The following is a 16,992-nucleotide window of genomic DNA, read 5'->3' on the forward strand; positions in this document are numbered from 1 at the left end:
GGCGCGAGATATGACTTATGTACAGTTTTTGTAGAGCGTTCTTCCCGTGACTACCAGGCGCGGCACAGCATGATGTCGCAACGGGGCTCCGCCAGAAGACGCTTGGTGATCTGACTGCGTCGGCCCGCCTGACTGCGGTTGCCCAGTGCCAGCAGATCGGGAGGCTGACGGCGCAGATGGGCGATCAACACGTCCAGGGGGTCGCCCTGTTCCAGCACCAGTTCCAGTTCCGGCACCCGATCGAATTCCGCCATCAGGTGGTCGATCTCCTGTTCGAGCTGCTGTCTAAGTCGGATGACCTCACGATCGCGCCACTGAGCAAAGTCGGTATCGGAGCCGAGTTCGCGCTCGCCCGGCACGTCCCAGGCGTGGAGCAGCTCGAGGCGGGATTCCGGAAAGTGTCGCAGGGTCTCGCGCAGGGTGCGACGGCAGGTCAGGGAGAAGTCCACCGGGACCAGAATGTCGTTCCACGGCTCTGCGGGGGGCTGGCTGACGGTCAGCACCGGACAGGGGGCGCTCAACAGCACCCGGGCCAGGGTGGTGCCGCCGATCAGATCAGGGTGTCCGCGCTTGCGATGGGTGCCGAGGATGATCATCTCGGCGTTGCGATCATGGGCCTCACGGATGATCTCGGCGTAGGGGGCGCCGGTCACCGTCTGCACCAGCAGCGGCGGTTCGGCCAGTGCGTAGTCCTCGCGCAGGTCGGTGGCGATGGCGTGGATGTCATCTACTACCGCACCTTCCAGGTCGCGCAGCACCCGGTGCGGCAGATAGGGATCCAGCACGTGCAGTACATCGAGACGGGCGCCCATCTCGTTGGCCAGGCGGATGGCGCGGCCGAAGGCGGAACGGTTTTCTGCCGACAGGTCACAGGCAAACAGCAGGGTGCGAGTCATGGCTCTGCCCTCACGACGCCAGTGGGTGAACCTTCAGCATGGGCGGACGTGCCGATTCGCGCAAGCGACGGTGTCGTCAGTCCCTGTCAGTGCACGATAGCGCCGTCCTGCGCTCGGATCAGATCAGACTCGGCGTGGCGTGGCTTTCACGGCCAGCCATCGCCCGCCGCTGCTCCTGCCGCTACCACCAGGCGTGGAAGTGATGCACCGGGCCGCGCCCCTTGCCCACCGACAGCCGCCGGCTGGCGTCGAGCGCCTGGTGCAGCCAGCGCTTGGCGTCGCCGATGGCGTCGATGACCTGCGCCTCGTCGGCGTCCTGGGGCAGATGGGCCAGCTTGGCGGCGATCGCCGAGGACAGGGCACAACCGGTACCATGCAGGTTCTGGGTATCGATGCGCGGCGCCGGCAGCCAGCGATCGCCACCGGGCGAGGCCAGCAGGTCGGGACAGCTGTCACCATCGAGATGGCCACCCTTGAGCAGCACATAGGGGGCGGACAGTTGCTTGAGCGCCGGCAGCATCGCCTCCATGGCATCGGCGCTGGTGGGCGGCTCGACCCCCAGCAGCACCGCCGCCTCGGGCAGGTTGGGGGTGATCACGTCGGCCAGCGGCACCAGCACATCGCGTACCGCGCTGATGCCGGCCTCATCGACCAGGATGTCGCCGCTCTTGGCCACCATCACCGGGTCGAGCACGATCCAGCGGGGACGCCTGGCCTCGAGCGCTTCACGCAGGGTCTCGGCGACCTCGCGGCTGGCGACCATGCCGATCTTCACCGCGTCGATGCGCACGTCGTCGAGCAGGTGATCGAGCTGCACCCGGATGCTCTCTGCAGCCACCGGGTGCACCTCGCGTACCCCACAGGTATTCTGCGCGATCACCGCGGTGATGACGTTGGTGGCATAGGTGCCCAGGGCCGACAGCGTCTTGAGGTCGCCCTGGAGGCCGGCGCCGCCAGAAGGATCGGAGCCGGCGATGGTCAGCGTGTGAGGGATGGATACGGTGTGGGACATGAAAGACACCCGAAAGTCAGCAGAAGACACAGAATACAAGAGGCGGCGCTGAGAGAGCCAATGTCGAGCGCATCATGCTGAGTCTGTTTGTCATGGCGTTTGCCAGCGCCACCCTGCTGCCCGGAGGGTCCGAGCTATGGCTGGCCGGGCTGTGGTGCCGGGGCGAAGCGCCGCTGGCGCTGTGGCTGGTTGCCACCCTGGGCAATACCCTGGGCAGTCTGGTCAATGTCGCCCTGGGCCGCTACGCCACCCAGTATGTGGATCGGCGCTGGTTTCCCGCCTCCCGGGCGGGACTGGCACGAGCCCAGCGCTGGTATCGCAAGGGCGGAGAAGCGAGTCTGCTGCTGGCCTGGCTGCCGGTGGTGGGGGATCCGCTGACGGTACTCGCGGGAATCGCCCGGCTGCCGTGGTGGCGTGCCACGCTGTGGATCGTCGTCAGCAAGGGCGGGCGCTACGCGGTGCTGCTGTGGTTTGCCGAACGCTATTTCAGCTGCGGCTGATCACTGCTCGAGAGCGAGCGCTTTGAGCAAGGCTCGAGAGTCGACACGATGTCCGCCCGTGCCCCGAAAACGGACAGGGGCCGCGCGAGGCGGCCCCTGGGTGCTTGTGTCGGCAATGCTCGACACCTTCTGGATGGGTTACTCCTGGCCGAAGTCGGTGCCGCCGTCCGGGTTGCGGGCGTTGTAGTAGGCCTGCTCGGAGATGGCGTGGTAGTTCACCACCTTGTCCTGGAAGTCGCGGTACGACTCGTAGATGCGACCGGCGATATCGCTGGAGTCGGCCAGTTCCTGCACCACCTCGGCGGAGATCTCCTGAGCCTGGGCGAGCACGTCGTCGGGCAGCTTGCGCAGCTGGACGTCGTGTTCGTTGATCAGGGTGGCCAGGGCATCGTTGTTGCGCGCGGTGTACTCGTCCAGCACGTCCTGGTTCACGTCGCGTACCGCGGTGCGCAGGATCGCCTGAAGGTCGGCGGGCAGCTCGGCCAGGGCCTCATCGTTGACGATGGCCTCGAACATCACCGTCGGCTCATGCCAGCCCGGGTAGTAGTAGTACTCGGCGGCCTGGTGCAGGCCGAAGGCCAGGTCGTTGTACGGACCGATCCACTCGGTGGCATCGATGGCGCCGGACTGCAGCGAGGTGAAGATCTCGCCGCCGGGCATATTGACGATGGCCACGCCCATGCGGTTCATGACCTCACCACCGAGGCCTGGCATGCGCATCTTGAGGCCGTCCAGGTCGTCGACAGAATTGATTTCCTGGTTGTACCAGCCGCCCATCTGTACGCCGGAGGCGCCGGCAGTCATGACCTCGACGCCGAAGTCATCGTAGAGCTCGTTCCACAGCTCCAGGCCGCCACCATAGTGCAGCCAGGCGTTCATTTCCTGGGCGTTCATGCCGAAGGGCACGGCGGCGAAGAACTGGGCGGCGGGCGCCTTGCCCTTCCAGTAGTAGGAGGCAGAGTGGCCCATCTGGGCGGTGCCTTCGGCGACGGCGTCGAAGACCTCGAAGCCCGGTACCAGCTGGCCGGCACCGAACACCTCGATCGTCAGGCGGCCGTCGGACATTTCCTCGACCAGCTTGGCCAGACGCTCGGGACCCTGGCCGACACCGGGGAAGTTCTTCGGCCAGGAGGTGACCAGCTTCCACTCGAAGGTGTCCTGGGCCTGGGCCTGGGCTCCGACCAGCAGTAGACCGGAGGCACCGGCGAGGGTAATGGCCTTGGCGATTGAGCTGCGTTGCATGTAAGTCCCCTTTGTATGGTATTGGCGTTGTCGGGACCTGCCGGCCAGGGTAGGGCCGGCGGGTAGTTGGCGTCTCGCGGGATGGCCCGAGACGCCGTGAAGCGGGCGATGGCTCGTCGGGCAACTATAGACGCCGGGGGCGCCCCCCGGCGTGGGCTGCCGTCCACGCATCGCCAACGCGCCGGATCAGAACGGCTCCGGCAGCCAGGTGGCGAGCTGCGGGCCAGCGTCGAGAGTGACAGGGCCCGGCGTCGAGGTTTTCGGCATCAGAACTGCTCAGGCAGCCAGGTGGCCAGTTCCGGGAAGAACGAAAGGGCCAGCAGCATGCCGAGCTGCAGCACGATGAACGGAATCACGCCTCGGTAGATCGCGGACGTCGGCACCGACTCCGGGGCCACCCCGCGCAGGTAGAACAGGGCGAAGCCGAAGGGAGGCGTCAGGAAGGAGGTCTGCAGGTTGATCGCGATCATGATGCCCAGCCAGATCGGATCCAGGCCCATGGCCAGCAGAATCGGACCGACGATCGGCACCACCACGAAGGTGATCTCGATGAAGTCGAGGATAAAGCCGAGCAGGAAGATCACCAGCATCACGATGATGGTGGCACCGACTACCCCGCCGGGCATGTTCTCGAACAGATGGGTGACCAGCTCTTCACCGCCGTAGGCGCGGAACACCAGCGAGAACAGCGCCGCGCCGATCAGGATCAGGAACACCATGGTGGTGACGTGGGTGGTGGAGCGCAGCACGTCCTTGAGCGTGGCCAGATCGAGGCGACGATAGGCCAGAGCCAGCACCAGGGCGCCGAAGGCACCCACCGCGGAAGCCTCGGTGGGGGTGGCCAGTCCGGCCAGGATCGAGCCGAGCACCGCGACGATCAGCACGATGGGCGGCACCAGGCCCTTGAGCAGCAACAGGCCGATGCCCGAGGTGTGGCCCAGCTCGGCCATCAGTTCCTGGCGATCGGCGGCAGGGGCGGCGCTGGGCTTGAACAGCGCCACCAGGCTGACGTAGACGATATACACCAGCACCAGGATCAGGCCCGGGACCAGCGCCCCCATGAACAGATCACCCACCGACACCGTCTTGGGGCTGAAGATGCCCATGGACAGCTGGGCCTGCTGGTAGGCGCTGGACAGCACGTCACCAAGCAGCACCAGAGCGATGGACGGCGGGATGATCTGACCCAGGGTGCCGGTGGCGCAGATGGTGCCGGTGGCCAGCGACTGGCTGTAGCCGCGCTTGAGCATGGTCGGCAGCGACATCAGGCCCATGGTGACCACGGTGGCGCCGACGATGCCGGTGGAAGCGGCCAGCATCATGCCGACCAGGGTCACCGAGATGCCGAGTCCGCCGCGCAGCGAGCCGAACAGCAGGGCCATGGCGTCGAGCAGGGTTTCGGCGACCTTGGACTTCTCGAGCAGCACGCCCATCAGCACGAACAAGGGCACCGCCAGCAGGGTGGTGTTGGTCATGATGCCGTAGAGGCGATTGGGGAAGGCGTTGAGGTAGCTGCCGTCGAAGTTGGCATCGATGCCGAGGGACTCCAGGCCGTAGCCGAGCCCGGCAAAGGCCAGGGCGGTACCGGCCAGCGACAGCGCGACCGGAAAACCGAACATCAATACCGTACAGATGACACCGAACAGCACCAGGGGCATGAACTCCAGCATTTACAGGTGCTCCTCGTCGGCGTCATGGGGAAGGGCGTTGGGGTCGAGACGTCCCTTTAAAATCAGGATATTGCGGTAGATCTCGACGAGGCCCTGGACAATCATCAGCACGGCGAAGGCCGGTATCAGCGTCTTCAGCAGGAACACCCCGGGGATGCCACCGGCGTCGGGTGAGCCCTCGAAGATGGCCCAGGACTTGCCGACGTAGCCGAGGCTGGTGGCGATCACGAAGCCCATCACCGGCAGCAGCAGCAGCAGGGTGCCGAGCAGGTCGACCAGCGCCTTGCGCCTGGGCGACATCGCTCGATAGAAGATGTCGACGCGCACGTGCCCGCCGTGCTTCAGGGTGTAGGCCGCCGCCAGCATGAACACGGCGGCGTGCATGTACATCACCGATTCCTGCATGGGGATGCTGTTGACGCTGAAGGCATAGCGCAGCACCACGATCAGGAACTGGATGATCATCATCGCCAGGATCAGCCAGGAAAGGCCCCTGCCAAGGCGTTCGGAGAAGGCGTCCAGGGCCGCCAGTGGCCCCGGCAAGCCGGAAGATGTAGACATTAGGAACTCGCTGGTGGTGTCAGGGCGATCATTGTCCAGGCTGGCGCCCGGGCACGCCGTCGCCAGGGCAGGACGTCGGCTTGCCGGGGGGACCTGGCGTCATGGATAGTGTGGCACGCGGAGACATTAGCGAATCTCGGTGCACGTCAACGCTGACTATACGGCAGTCGAGGTAGCACTGTCATGACACCAAAAGTCGAGGTCCGCTGGCGTGGCGTCCGCCGCCGACAGGATGGCTCTGGCGGGTGGGTCGGGCGTGCGGCTCAGACGGGTAGCTCAGGTGGGAAGCTCAGGTGGGAAGCTCAGGCGAGCGGTTCAGGCAGGTTGCTCGGGCTGATCGGCCTGGATGGCGGCGAGGCAGGGCTGGGGCAGGCGAATGTCGACGGCCACCGGCAGGTGGTCCGAAAACAGTCGGTCGAGGACTTCGGCCTCATCGGCCTCCAGCGACGACGACAGCAGGATATGGTCCAGCGCTCGGCTGGGGCGCCAGGAAGGGTAGCTCAGTGCCGGTCGCACCGGATGCAGCGGCAACGAGGCGCAGAAGCGGTCGTGGGCGTGCAGGCGATCCGGGGTGCAATTCAGGTCCCCCATCACCACCACGTGCTTGAGTGGCTGGATCAGCTCGCTGAGGTAGTCGAGCTGCAGGTTCTGGGTGCGCTGGCCCAGGGCCAGGTGGGCGACGAACAGGTGCAGGGCCTCGGGGCCCTGGCCGAAGCGCGCATGGATGGCGCCCCGGCCGGGCAGGGTTCCCGGCAGGCGGTGCTCCTCGATGCGGCTGGGTGCCAGCCGGGAGAGCAGGCCATTGCTGTGCTGGGCAAGTCGACCGAGGTTGCGGTTGAGCTGCTGATAGTGGTGGGGGAAGCCGCCTTGCATGGCCAGGTACTCGAGCTGATTGACCTGGTTCGAGCGAAAGCTGCCGCCGTCCACCTCCTGTAGCCCCACCATGTCGAAGTGCGACAGCACCTCGGCGATCATGTCCAGACGTCGTTGCCGACGCGGGTGAGGCAACAGGTGCTGCCAGCTACGGGTGAGGTAGTGGTGGTAGGCCGAGGTCTGGATACCCACCTGCAGGTTGAAGGTCACCAGCCTCAGGTGACCTCTGTCCAGCGTGGGGTGGCGTTCCTCGGCCAGTGACGTCATTGGGCTCCAGACTCCTGTTCGCTGCGGATCTGCTCCACCAGCGCCTCGGCGATGCGCGGCATGTTGTCGAGGCTGCCGGCGGTGCTCGGCGAGACGATGTAGCGACCATCGACGATCAGCGCGGGGACGCCCATCAGTTCGAGGTTGCGCATGGTGGCGCTGGCGCGATTGATCTGGGACTTCACGCCGAAGCCGTCCAGCGCCTTGAGCGCCTGCTCTTCGCTGACACCGTAGTCGCTGAAGAAGGCGGCGATGTCTGCTGGCTCGGTAAGCTGCTCGCCTTCCTGGTGGATGGCGTCGAAGAAGTCCTCGTGCACCTCGTCGAGGATCTCGAGCTGCTGGGCGGCATAGAAGGCCTTGGCGTGCTTGACCCAGGTCTCGCCCAGGGTGGCCGGCATGCGTTCGAACTCGACGTCATCGGGCAGCTCAGCGACCCAGGCATTGAGCGGATCTTCCAGCGAGTAGCAGTGCGGGCAGCCATACCAGAACACTTCGGTCACGTTGATCTTGCCATCGTCGCTGCCCAGCTCGACCTGATTGGGGGCGACGGTGTAGTCCTCGCCCTCGGTGATCGAGGCGGCGACCGCCATGGTCGACAGGCTAAGGCCAGCGAGGCCCATCATCAGTGACTTCAGCATAGAATGTTTTCTCCTTGATTGAGGCGGGCATGCCATGGCGGCGCGAGGGCGCGACGAACCTGGAGCCGCAAAGCGAACGCTGTTTTGAGTCTACAACGTTCGAAGGGTTCCCGAATATCCCGATTGGGCAGGCGTCGCATGTCTATCTTTGCTGGTAAACGCAACGGGGCGGCCACAAGGGCCGCCCCGCGGGACGCATCGAAAGGTGAATCGATCAGTGCAGGCCCTGGACGTAGTTGGCCACGGCTTCCATGTCGGCATCGCTCATCTTGGCGGCGATGTCGGCCATCACGCCACCGGGGCTGTTGGCGCGGGCGCCGGAGGCGAATGCCTGGAGGGTGCTGACCACATAGCCGGCGTGCTGGCCGGAAAGCCCCGGATAGACCGCCGAGCCGATGCCGCTGCCGGTCGGGCCATGGCAGGCGCTGCAGGCCGGGATGCCCTTGGCCAGGTCGCCAGCGCGGTAGAGCGCCTCGCCGCGCTCGAGCAACGCCTCGTCATCCTTGGCCTGCCCCACCACCGGGTCCTGGCCGGCGAAGAAGGCGGCCACGTCCCAGGCGTCCTGGTCGCTGAAGTTGTCCACCTGCCCCGCCATCTGCGGCACCGGACGGGTGCCGTCACGGATGTCGATGATCTGCTTGGCCAGGTAGGAGGCCTGCTGGCCGGCCAGGTTGGGGAAGGTCGGCGCGATACTGGCGCCGGTCTGGCCGTGACAGGCGGCGCAGGCGGTGGCCTTGTCGCGTCCTGCGGCGGCGTCTGCGTCACTCTGGAGGTCGGCATGGGCGGCGCCGACGACGCCGATGGAGATTGCCAGGCTTGCCAGTAACTGTCTCATCGCTAGTTCACTTATGCCGTTTTTAATGTTTTCACGGTCCCGCGGAAGGCGTGGCCTTCACTGCAGGGGGAAGCGCCCGCGCTGAGGCCGGTCGCTGGCGACAGCGGCACAATGTTATGATGATTCCCCGGGTCGCAGCCGCCTCAAAGCTTACTATAACCAAACACCCCGGGGGCGGGAATGCCAGGGCCCTCGACCCTACCTTTGATCACCGTCAGGATTTCTTCCATCTCATGGCTTTCAACTACTCCTTGGCCCGATTCCTCACCAGTGCGCCGACGCTGGCCCGATGCCCCGAAGACATTGGTGTCGAGGTCGCCTTTGCCGGACGTTCCAATGCCGGAAAGTCCAGCGCGATCAACACCATCACCCAACAGAAGGCGCTCGCTCGTACCTCCAAGACGCCGGGTCGCACCCAGCTCATCAACGTCTTTTCGCTGGGCGAGGACAGCGAGCGCCGGCTGGTGGACCTGCCCGGCTATGGCTACGCCAAGGTGCCCGAAAAGGTCAAATTGGAGTGGCAGCGCCACCTGGCCGAATACCTCCAGAAGCGAGCTTCGCTCAAGGGGCTGGTGCTGGTGATGGACGTGCGTCACCCATTGACCGAGTTCGACCTGGCGCTGCTGGATGTGGCCGATGAGCGCGACCTGCCGGTGCATATCCTGCTGACCAAGGCCGACAAGCTGAAGCAGGGCGCGGCCAAGAATGCCCTGCAGCAGGTGCGCTCGCGGCTGCGTGAGTGGGAGGACCTGGTCAGCGTGCAGCTTTTCTCGGCGCTCAAGCGCCAGGGCGTCGACGAGGCCCATCGGCGCCTGGACGGCTGGCTTGCGCACGAAGGCTAGCCAGCCTGACGAGCCCTAGCCAGCCTGACGAGCCCGCCGGCTACTTGTACGTAGCGGTGACCTCCAGCAGTCCCTTGACGCGCCCACCGGATGCCTGCTCGGCATAGCGGTAGTAGCTGACGCGTAACGGAACCTTGGGCGCCTCCCCCATCAGGCCAACCGCTCGCGAGCCAGACAGGTCCACGGGGTCGAAGTCGTGGGCTGAAAAAGCGTCGATTTCCAGCGCCAGCCCGATGCCCTTGGCGCCGCCGCCTGAGGTGTCGGCGTTGCCGAGGATGCCTTGGCGGGCGTTGATGACGCTGGCGCCGCCCGAGCGTATGGACAGATCCGCCATGTTGACCTCATCGCAGTCGTTGAAGCTCAGGTAGGCGGTGGTGGTACCGCCCCGAGATCCTGCTCCCGGCAGCTCGCTGAGGTCGATATCGGGCAGGATGATGTAGGGGGTCCACATCTTGCAGGTGCTCTCGATCACGGTGACGTAAGCGCCGCCAACTCCGACTACCGTACCGGTATAGTTGTCGCTGGCGCCGGTGCTGGTCGCCACGTGGGTATGAGGCCAGTAGGTAAACTGTTCGTAGTTGCCCGGTTCGGTGTCGCCATGGCGTACGATCGGTATCTCCTTCGTGACGCTGCCGGAGACACAGCCAGATGCATGGTTGGCGGTGCGCAGGGAAGCGACCAGGGTCTGGTGGTGATGGCCGCCCATGCTGGTGTCGGCCTTGTCGAAGTAGAAGCCCGGTATTGCGCTTTTGGCGTCACCGGTGGCGCTGTCGTAGGAACCCTGGGTATCGAGCAGGATATAGACGCGGCCGTCGCTGCCGGTCTGGCAGGCGTAGGTGGTGTGGAAGGAGGCTATCCCCGCGGTGTTGCCTTCCGGCGTGGTGCCGGACAAGGTCGAGGGGTAGGACATGCCGGTGCTGTAGAGGCCGCAGGTACCGGGCGGGCGTACGGTGTCGCAGGTAGGGCGTGCCGCCAGGGCTGGCGCGATGCCCAGGGGCAGGGCGAGAGCGGGCCCCAGTCCTGAAACACGCCCCGAAAGCAGTCCCGAAGACAGCCCCGAAACAAGCCCCAGTCCCGAAACCAGAGCAAACGCCAGCCCGAGCTTGAGCACTCGTCGCAGGTGACGCCGGGTCGGCGGTGATGAAGCGAGGGGGCGATAGAGCGGGCGGGGCATGGCGGCAGGCACTCAGGGTACAGGTGCCTGCCGGTTTACCACGTGGCGCCGGCGGTCGCCGGGGTTTTTCTCGCTTTATTGATCCTGATGCTCACCGAGCAGGGTTGGCAGCTCGGTGACCCGAGACAGTCGGGTCACGCCGCGTGGCAAGGGAGCCGTCTCGGCCTCTGGCGGCGCGATCCAGATCGCCCGCAAGCCCAGGCGAATCGCCGGCAGCACGTCTTCCTCCCAGGAATCGCCCACGTGCAGGGTCTCGCAGGCCTTGACCTCAAGCCGTGCCAGCATCGCCAGAAAGGGCCGCGGATCGGGCTTGGGGGCGAACATCTCGCCGGCGGCGATACGCGCCTGGAAGTGGCGGGCCAGCGGCAGACGGTGGAAGGCCACGTTGCCGTTGGTGATGCTGCCGAGACGATAGCGCCCCTTCAGCCTTTCCAGCATGGCGTCGGTGTCGGGGAAGGGCTTGACCAGGATGCGCAGCGAGTGAAAACGTTGCATCGCCAGCGCCGCCCACCAGTGGGCCGCCGCCCGGTTGACGCCGCTTTCCTCCAGCAGCTGGATCAGGGTGCGTTCACGCAGCCAGCTGAAGTCGCCGCGCCGCGACCAGCTACGCCTGGCCAGGGCCTGGCGTTCACGCAGGTAGTCCGAAAGCGCGATGGGGGGCGTCAACGGCTCCTCGCGGCCGCGCTGCCAGGCGCCGAGCTGTTCGGTCAGCCAGTCGACGTGGCCCTGCTCGGTGCGCTGCATGACGCCGCTGTTGTCCCACAGGGTGTCGTCCAGATCGAAGGTGATGGCCTTGAGTCGGCTGAAGTCGTCCGCTGCCGCGTGGTCGATCAAGGGGTGTCTCCGGGATGGCTGTCGTCGCTCCGGCTGCGCCGCGCGCGGGGGTGGGCCTTGTCGTAGCTCTCCGCCAGGTGCTGCCAGTCCAGCCGGGTATAGACCTGGGTGGTGGACAGGTTGGCGTGGCCCAGCAGCTCCTGGACGGCGCGCAGGTCCTGGCTCGATTCCAGCAGGTGGCTGGCGAAGGAGTGGCGCAGGCGGTGGGGATGCAGGTGCTCCGGCAGGCCGCGCCGGCGGGCCTGGGTGACCAGGCGTGCCTGGATGGCACGATGGCCGAGCCGGTGGCCCTGCTGGCCGACGAACAGCGCCGTTTCGCCGTCGGCGGCCAGCACCGAGCGCACGCCGAGCCACTGGTCGATGGCCTGGCGCGCACGCGAGCCCACCGGCACCTGGCGCGGCTTGTTGCCCTTGCCGAGGACCCGCACCCGGCCGCCGTGGAGGTCGGGGAGATCCAGCGCCGCCAGCTCCGCCAGCCGTAGCCCGCTGGAATAGAGCAGCTCCAGCATCGCCTGGTCGCGTACCGACAGCGGCGAGCCATCGTGGGGGGTGTCGAGAAAGCGCGCCAGCAGGTCCACGTCCACCGGCCGCGGTAGATCCTTCGGCGCCCGGGGGCCGCGGCTCAGGCCGACCGGGTTGTAGTCGAGTCGGCCAGCCGCCACCAGGTGTTCACACAGTCGCGACAGGGCGGCGCGGCGGCGCTTCAGGCTGCGTGGTGCCATGCCTCGGCTGCGTTCGGCGGCCAGAAAACGCCTGAGCGTGTGGGACGTCAGGGCCTGATCATCCGGCGGCCTGGCGTCGGTGTCATTGGCCTGGGCGTGCCACCAGTTCTCGAAGGTGGCCAGGTCACGCCGGTAGGCGTCGACGGTGGCAGCACTGGCGGTGCGTCCCAGCTCATCGAGAAAGTCCGCTACCGCGCCGGCAAGCTGCCACTTGGGCGTCGTCTCAGCCGTCGTCTCAGCCGCCTTTTCAGCCATCATCACGCTCGCACAGGCGCACGCTGAGGCGCACCAGCACCTCGGCCAGGTACTCGGTAAACAGGGTGTCCATGCTGGCACGGAAGTGGTCGGGATCAGGGCTTGCCAGCACCACAAAGCCCTGGGGCTCGCCCAGGGTCATGCGGGCGATGGCGCAGGAGCCCGACTTGGTCGGCGCCTTGGCGTGGGGCAGCAGGCGCTTCCAGTCGGTGGGGGTAAGACGGGTACAGCGGCTGGCGCGCCCATCGAGCAGCGCGGTCAGGCGCTGGCCGGTGTGGTCGTCGAGCACGTGACGCGGGGCCTGGGGCGGTCTGGGGTCGCGATCGGTCAGGCTGGCGGGGCACCACAGCGACACCGCTGGCGTCTGGAAGCGCTCGCTTAGCTGGGTGGCCAGGGCCTGGCCCAGGGCGTCGTTGTCCTGTGCTTCCAGCAGTGCCAGCACCAGCTCGCGGGTGCGCCGATACTGCGCCTCGTTGTGGCGGGCCGAGTCGAGCAGTTGCTCGAGCCGCAGTTCCGCGCCTTCGGCGCGCTTGCGCAGGTCATGAACCAGCCGTTCCAGCAGCGAGGTGGCGCCCTGGGTCTCCGGATGGGGAATCGTGAGGCTCTGCAGCAGGCCTTCGCGACCGACGAAGAAATCCGGGTGGCGCGCCAGCCATTCGGCGACGCGGTCCGGGTCGAGCGTCTTGCGGGGCTCTGGGGCGGCTTGAGGCATGCGCGTCTTCCTGTTGGAGTTCAATGTCTAGGCTGGATCGAGTTTCCGGGAAAGCGAGGGACCGGTACCTTGCTGGCAGCTTAGCCCAGTCCCGTCGAGTCCTGTGCGCCTGGGGTCAACGCAGCGGAATTCGTCCATCGAACACCCGCTCGGCGGGGCCGGTCATGATCAAGGGGCGCTCGCCACCTTCCCAGCGGATCGTCAGGCTGCCGCCGGGCAGGTGGACGGTCACCGGGCTTTCGAGCAGGCCCTGGCGAATGCCGCAGGCCACCGCAGCGCAGGCGCCGGTGCCACAGGCCAGGGTCTCGCCGCTGCCGCGCTCGAACACCCGCAGGCGAATCTCGTGGCTTGAGACCACCTGCATGAAGCCCACGTTGACCCGCTTGGGAAAGCGCGGGTGGTGTTCGACCAGCGGTCCCAGGCGCTCCACCGGCGCCTGGTCGACGCTGTCGACCTTGATCACCGCGTGGGGGTTGCCCATGGAGGCGACGGCGATCTCGAGGGTCTCGCCGTCGACCTCGAGGGTGTGACGCAGGCGGTCCTCGTCGGCCTCGAAGGGCAGGCTCGGCGGGGCGAAGCGCGGGGCACCCATGTCGACGCTGACCTGCTCGTCGTCATGCACGTCCAGCACCAGCGGGCCGCCGGCGGTCTCGACCTGGATCTGGCGCTTGTGGGTCAGCCGCTTGTCACGTACGAAGCGGGCAAAGCAGCGCGCACCATTGCCGCAATTCTCGACCTCGCTGCCGTCGGCGTTGTAGATCCGGTAGCGAAAGTCCATGTCCGGGTCCCGCGGCGGTTCCACCACCAGGAGCTGATCGAAACCGATGCCGAAGCGCCGGTCGGCCAGACGGCGGATTTCCTCGGCCTCGATGCGGGCCCGCTGGGTGACCAGATCGACCACCATGAAGTCGTTGCCCAGGCCATGCATCTTGGTGAAGTGCAGAAGCATCAGCGCGGTGCTCCTGACGTCGATCCCGATGCCGATCCCGGTTGCGATTCGCCGGGCAGCGACTCACCGGCCCAGAGGTCCTCGAGGGTCTCGCGTCGGCGCACCACCTGATAGCTGTCGCCGTCCACCAGTACCTCCGCCGGACGCGGGCGGCTGTTGTAGTTGGAGGCCATCACGAAGCCGTAGGCGCCTGCCGAGCGCACCGCCAGCAGGTCGCCGGGGGCCACCGCCAGTTGACGCTCCTTGCCGAGGAAGTCGCCGGTCTCGCACACCGGGCCGACCACGTCATAGACGTCGCTTGCGCGGTCCAGGCGAGTGTCGACTTCGATGATCGCCTGCCAGGCCTGGTACAGCGAGGGCCGAATCAGGTCGTTCATGGCCGCGTCGACGATGGCGAAGTTCTTGGTTTCGCCGGGCTTCACGTAGGTCAGCCGGGTCAGCATGACGCCGGCGTTGGCGGCGATCGAGCGGCCCGGCTCGAACAGCAGCGTCAGGCGCTCGCCGCCGTCCCAGCGCGACAGGCGCTCGAGCAGCTTCGAGGCGTAGTCGAACGGGGCCGGCGGCGTCTCGTCCCTGTAGGGCACGCCGAGGCCGCCGCCCAGGTCGAGGTGCGAGACCTCGATGTTCTCCTCGCGCAGGCGGTCGAGCAGCACCAGTAGACGCTCCAGGGCATCGAGGAAGGGAGCGATCTCGGTGAGCTGCGAGCCGATATGGCAGTCGAGTCCGGTGACCTTGAGGTGCGGCAGTTCGGCGGCCAGGCGGTAGACCTCCAGCGCCTCGTCCACCGGGATACCGAACTTGTTGTCCTTGAGCCCGGTGGAGATATACGGATGGGTGCCCGCGTCGACGTCGGGATTAACCCGCAATGACACCGGCGCCACCTTGCCCAGGCGGCCGGCCACTTCATTGAGCACTTCAAGCTCTGGGCGCGACTCCACGTTGAAGCACTTGATGCCGACCTCGAGCGCGCGCGCCATCTCGTCGGGGCGTTTGGCGACGCCGGAGAACACCACCTTGGCCGGGTCACCCCCGGCGGCCAGCACCCGCTCGAGCTCGCCCTGAGACACGATGTCGAAACCGGCACCCTGGCGCGCCAGCACGTTGAGCACCGCCAGGTTGCTGTTGGCCTTGACCGCGTAGCAGATCAGATGCGGGTGGCTACCCAGCGCCTCGCGGTAGGCCTGGAAGTGGCGTTCCAGGGTGGCACGTGAATAGACGTAGCAGGGGGTGCCCACCGCCTCGGCGATGCGGGCCAGAGGCACTTCTTCAGCGTACAGCTCGCCGTCTCGGTAGTTGAAGTGATCCATGCTCAGCTCTCGTCCTCGGTCGCGCTCTGGTCGCTTTCCTGGCTGTCCTCTTCGCCCTGTTCGTCCTCGACGGTTTCGCGGGGGCCGTAGCGCTCCGCCGCTTCTTCGTCACCGGGCAGGTACAGGGGGCCTTTCTGGCCGCAGCCCGCCAGGGCCATCAGAGCCAGCAGCAGGGCCGGCAACAGGGCCGGCAACAGGGCGGGTCGCAGCACCTTGACGAGGCGGTTCATTGGGCGCCTCCCTGGCCGGACGCAAGGGTCTTGAGGGCCTCACGGGCGCGCTGGGCAGCGGCGCGCACCTGGTCGGGGGCGGTACCACCGATATGGTTGCGGGCGGCCACCGAGCCTTCCAGGGTCAGCACCTCGAACACGTCCTCGCCGATGACGTCGGAGAACTGGCGCAGTTCGTCGAGGCTCATGTCCGACAGATCCTTGCCGCTCTCGATGCCGTAGGCCACGGACTGACCGACGATTTCATGGGCGTCACGGAAGGCCACGCCCTTGCGTACCAGATAGTCGGCAAGGTCGGTGGCGGTGGAGAAGCCCTTGCGCGCGGCCTCGCGCATGGAATCGCCCTTGGAGACGATGGCCGGCACCATGTCGGCGAAGGCGCGCAGGCAACCCTTGACGGTATCCAGGGTATCGAGCAGCGGTTCCTTGTCTTCCTGGTTGTCCTTGTTGTAGGCCAGCGGCTGCGACTTCATCAGCGTCAGCAGGCCCATCAGGTGACCGTAGACGCGGCCGGTCTTGCCGCGTACCAGCTCGGGCACGTCCGGGTTCTTCTTCTGCGGCATGATCGAGGAGCCGGTGCAGAAGCGGTCGGGCAGGTCGATGAAGTCGAACTGGGCGCTGGTCCACAGCACCAGCTCCTCGCTCATCCGCGACAGGTGCATCAGCAGCAGGCTCGCGAAGGCGGTGAACTCGATCGCGAAGTCCCGATCGCTGACCGCGTCGAGGCTGTTCTCGGCGGGGCGTTCGAAGCCGAGCAGCTCGGCGGTCAGGTGACGATCGATGGGGTAGGTGGTGCCGGCCAGGGCGGCGGCGCCCAGCGGCAGCACGTTGACCCGCTTGCGGCAGTCCAGCAGGCGTTCATGGTCGCGGGCCAGCATCTCCTGCCAGGCCAGCAGGTGGTGGCCGAAGGTCACCGGTTGAGCGGTCTGCAGGTGGGTGAAGCCCGGCATGATGGTGTCGGCCTCGCCCTCGGCCAGCTCGATCAGCCCGGCACGCAGCCGCGCCAGCTCGCTGGCGACCAGGTCGATCTCCTCGCGCAGGTAGAGGCGAATATCGGTGGCCACCTGGTCGTTGCGCGAGCGCCCGGTGTGCAGCTTCTTGCCGGTGATGCCGATCTTCTGGGTCAGCCGTGCCTCGATGTTCATGTGCACGTCTTCCAGCGCCACCGACCACTCGAAACGCCCTTCGGCGATCTCCGTCTCGATCTCCTTGAGCCCGGTCAGGATGGCGTCACGTTCCTCTTCGCTCAGCACGCCAACCTGGGCGAGCATGGTGGCATGCGCGATGGAGCCCTGGATGTCATGGCGGGCCAGGCGCTGGTCGAAATCGACCGAGGCGGTGAAACGAGCGACGAAGGCGTCGGTGGGTTCGCTGAAGCGGCCGCCCCAGGACTGGTTGGTGGTCTGGCTCATTGAATGGACTTCCTGAATGACGATGCGATGGCGACGTGATCGGTGGCCGGCGCCGAGGGCG

At 66.6% G+C, this 16,992-nt stretch carries 17 protein-coding genes and 1 pseudogene; 2 read left to right on the forward strand and 16 right to left on the reverse strand.

Annotated elements, in window-relative coordinates:
* Positions 1-50: 50 nt before the first annotated feature.
* Positions 51-896, reverse strand: coding sequence for a universal stress protein (locus NFI08_RS06455; protein ID WP_045993929.1), 846 nt, complete (start codon positions 894-896; stop codon positions 51-53).
* Between the two features lie 181 nt (positions 897-1,077).
* On the reverse strand, positions 1,078-1,908 hold the full coding sequence (thiD, locus tag NFI08_RS06460; protein WP_287163596.1) for a bifunctional hydroxymethylpyrimidine kinase/phosphomethylpyrimidine kinase: 831 nt from the start codon (positions 1,906-1,908) through the stop codon (positions 1,078-1,080).
* A 74-nt stretch (positions 1,909-1,982) separates the two neighbouring features.
* On the opposite strand from thiD, the gene NFI08_RS06465 reads away from it, so the two are divergent.
* On the forward strand, positions 1,983-2,408 hold the full coding sequence (locus tag NFI08_RS06465; protein ID WP_045993931.1) for a YqaA family protein: 426 nt from the start codon (positions 1,983-1,985) through the stop codon (positions 2,406-2,408).
* Positions 2,409-2,546: 138 nt separating this feature from the next.
* Here the strand turns inward: NFI08_RS06465 and NFI08_RS06470 are convergent, their stop codons facing one another.
* From NFI08_RS06470 to NFI08_RS06495, 6 genes are all read right to left on the reverse strand, one after another.
* On the reverse strand, positions 2,547-3,650 hold the full coding sequence (locus NFI08_RS06470; protein WP_045993932.1) for a TRAP transporter substrate-binding protein: 1,104 nt from the start codon (positions 3,648-3,650) through the stop codon (positions 2,547-2,549).
* Between the two features lie 266 nt (positions 3,651-3,916).
* Positions 3,917-5,320, reverse strand: coding sequence for a TRAP transporter large permease (locus NFI08_RS06475; protein WP_108131869.1), 1,404 nt, complete (start codon positions 5,318-5,320; stop codon positions 3,917-3,919).
* Positions 5,321-5,881, reverse strand: coding sequence for a TRAP transporter small permease subunit (locus tag NFI08_RS06480; protein WP_124805047.1), 561 nt, complete (start codon positions 5,879-5,881; stop codon positions 5,321-5,323).
* A gap of 315 nt (positions 5,882-6,196) precedes the next feature.
* Positions 6,197-7,021, reverse strand: a complete 825-nt coding sequence (locus tag NFI08_RS06485) for an endonuclease/exonuclease/phosphatase family protein (RefSeq protein ID WP_045993935.1) — start codon at positions 7,019-7,021, stop codon at positions 6,197-6,199.
* Complete coding sequence (locus tag NFI08_RS06490) at positions 7,018-7,659, reverse strand: thiol:disulfide interchange protein DsbA/DsbL (RefSeq protein WP_045993936.1); 642 nt, start codon at positions 7,657-7,659, stop codon at positions 7,018-7,020. Before NFI08_RS06490 ends, NFI08_RS06485 begins: the two co-directional genes overlap by 4 nt.
* Positions 7,660-7,873: 214 nt before the next feature.
* Entirely contained in the window at positions 7,874-8,494 is a 621-nt protein-coding gene (locus NFI08_RS06495; protein ID WP_045993937.1) for a c-type cytochrome, read from the reverse strand.
* Between the two features lie 233 nt (positions 8,495-8,727).
* Here NFI08_RS06495 and yihA point away from each other — a divergent pair, with 233 nt between their 5' ends.
* A complete protein-coding gene (yihA, locus tag NFI08_RS06500; protein WP_108449490.1) occupies positions 8,728-9,336 on the forward strand; it encodes a ribosome biogenesis GTP-binding protein YihA/YsxC in 609 nt (202 codons plus the stop codon).
* Positions 9,337-9,376: 40 nt separating this feature from the next.
* On the opposite strand, the gene NFI08_RS06505 is transcribed toward yihA, so the two are convergent.
* The 8 genes and pseudogenes from NFI08_RS06505 to argH form a co-directional block, all read right to left on the reverse strand.
* The gene (locus NFI08_RS06505) at positions 9,377-10,510 is read right to left on the reverse strand and encodes a fimbrial protein (RefSeq protein ID WP_162816506.1); all 1,134 of its coding nucleotides are present in this window, start codon (positions 10,508-10,510) and stop codon (positions 9,377-9,379) included.
* A 75-nt stretch (positions 10,511-10,585) separates the two neighbouring features.
* Entirely contained in the window at positions 10,586-11,344 is a 759-nt protein-coding gene (locus NFI08_RS06510) for an HAD family hydrolase (RefSeq protein ID WP_240184269.1), read from the reverse strand.
* Positions 11,341-12,321: a tyrosine recombinase XerC gene (locus tag NFI08_RS06515; protein WP_108449540.1), complete on the reverse strand. Its 981-nt coding sequence runs from the start codon at positions 12,319-12,321 to the stop codon at positions 11,341-11,343. Before NFI08_RS06515 ends, NFI08_RS06510 begins: the two co-directional genes overlap by 4 nt.
* Entirely contained in the window at positions 12,314-13,033 is a 720-nt protein-coding gene (locus NFI08_RS06520; RefSeq protein WP_045993941.1) for a DUF484 family protein, read from the reverse strand. The genes NFI08_RS06515 and NFI08_RS06520 overlap by 8 nt, the downstream gene beginning before the upstream one ends.
* A 115-nt stretch (positions 13,034-13,148) precedes the next feature.
* The gene (dapF, locus tag NFI08_RS06525; RefSeq protein WP_108449492.1) at positions 13,149-13,982 is read right to left on the reverse strand and encodes a diaminopimelate epimerase; all 834 of its coding nucleotides are present in this window, start codon (positions 13,980-13,982) and stop codon (positions 13,149-13,151) included.
* On the reverse strand, positions 13,982-15,289 hold the full coding sequence (lysA, locus tag NFI08_RS06530) for a diaminopimelate decarboxylase (RefSeq protein WP_108449493.1): 1,308 nt from the start codon (positions 15,287-15,289) through the stop codon (positions 13,982-13,984). Before lysA ends, dapF begins: the two co-directional genes overlap by 1 nt.
* Positions 15,290-15,372: 83 nt before the next feature.
* Positions 15,373-15,483, reverse strand: a pseudogene (lptM, locus tag NFI08_RS22855) (LPS translocon maturation chaperone LptM); the annotation flags it as partial.
* 32 nt (positions 15,484-15,515) lie between these two features.
* Positions 15,516-16,931, reverse strand: coding sequence for an argininosuccinate lyase (gene argH, locus NFI08_RS06540; protein ID WP_108131863.1), 1,416 nt, complete (start codon positions 16,929-16,931; stop codon positions 15,516-15,518).
* Positions 16,932-16,992: the final 61 nt, after the last annotated feature.

The sequence above is a fragment of the Halomonas sp. EF61 genome (genome assembly GCF_040147045.1).
In the GTDB taxonomy this organism is placed as follows: Bacteria; Pseudomonadota; Gammaproteobacteria; order Pseudomonadales; family Halomonadaceae; genus Halomonas; species Halomonas litopenaei.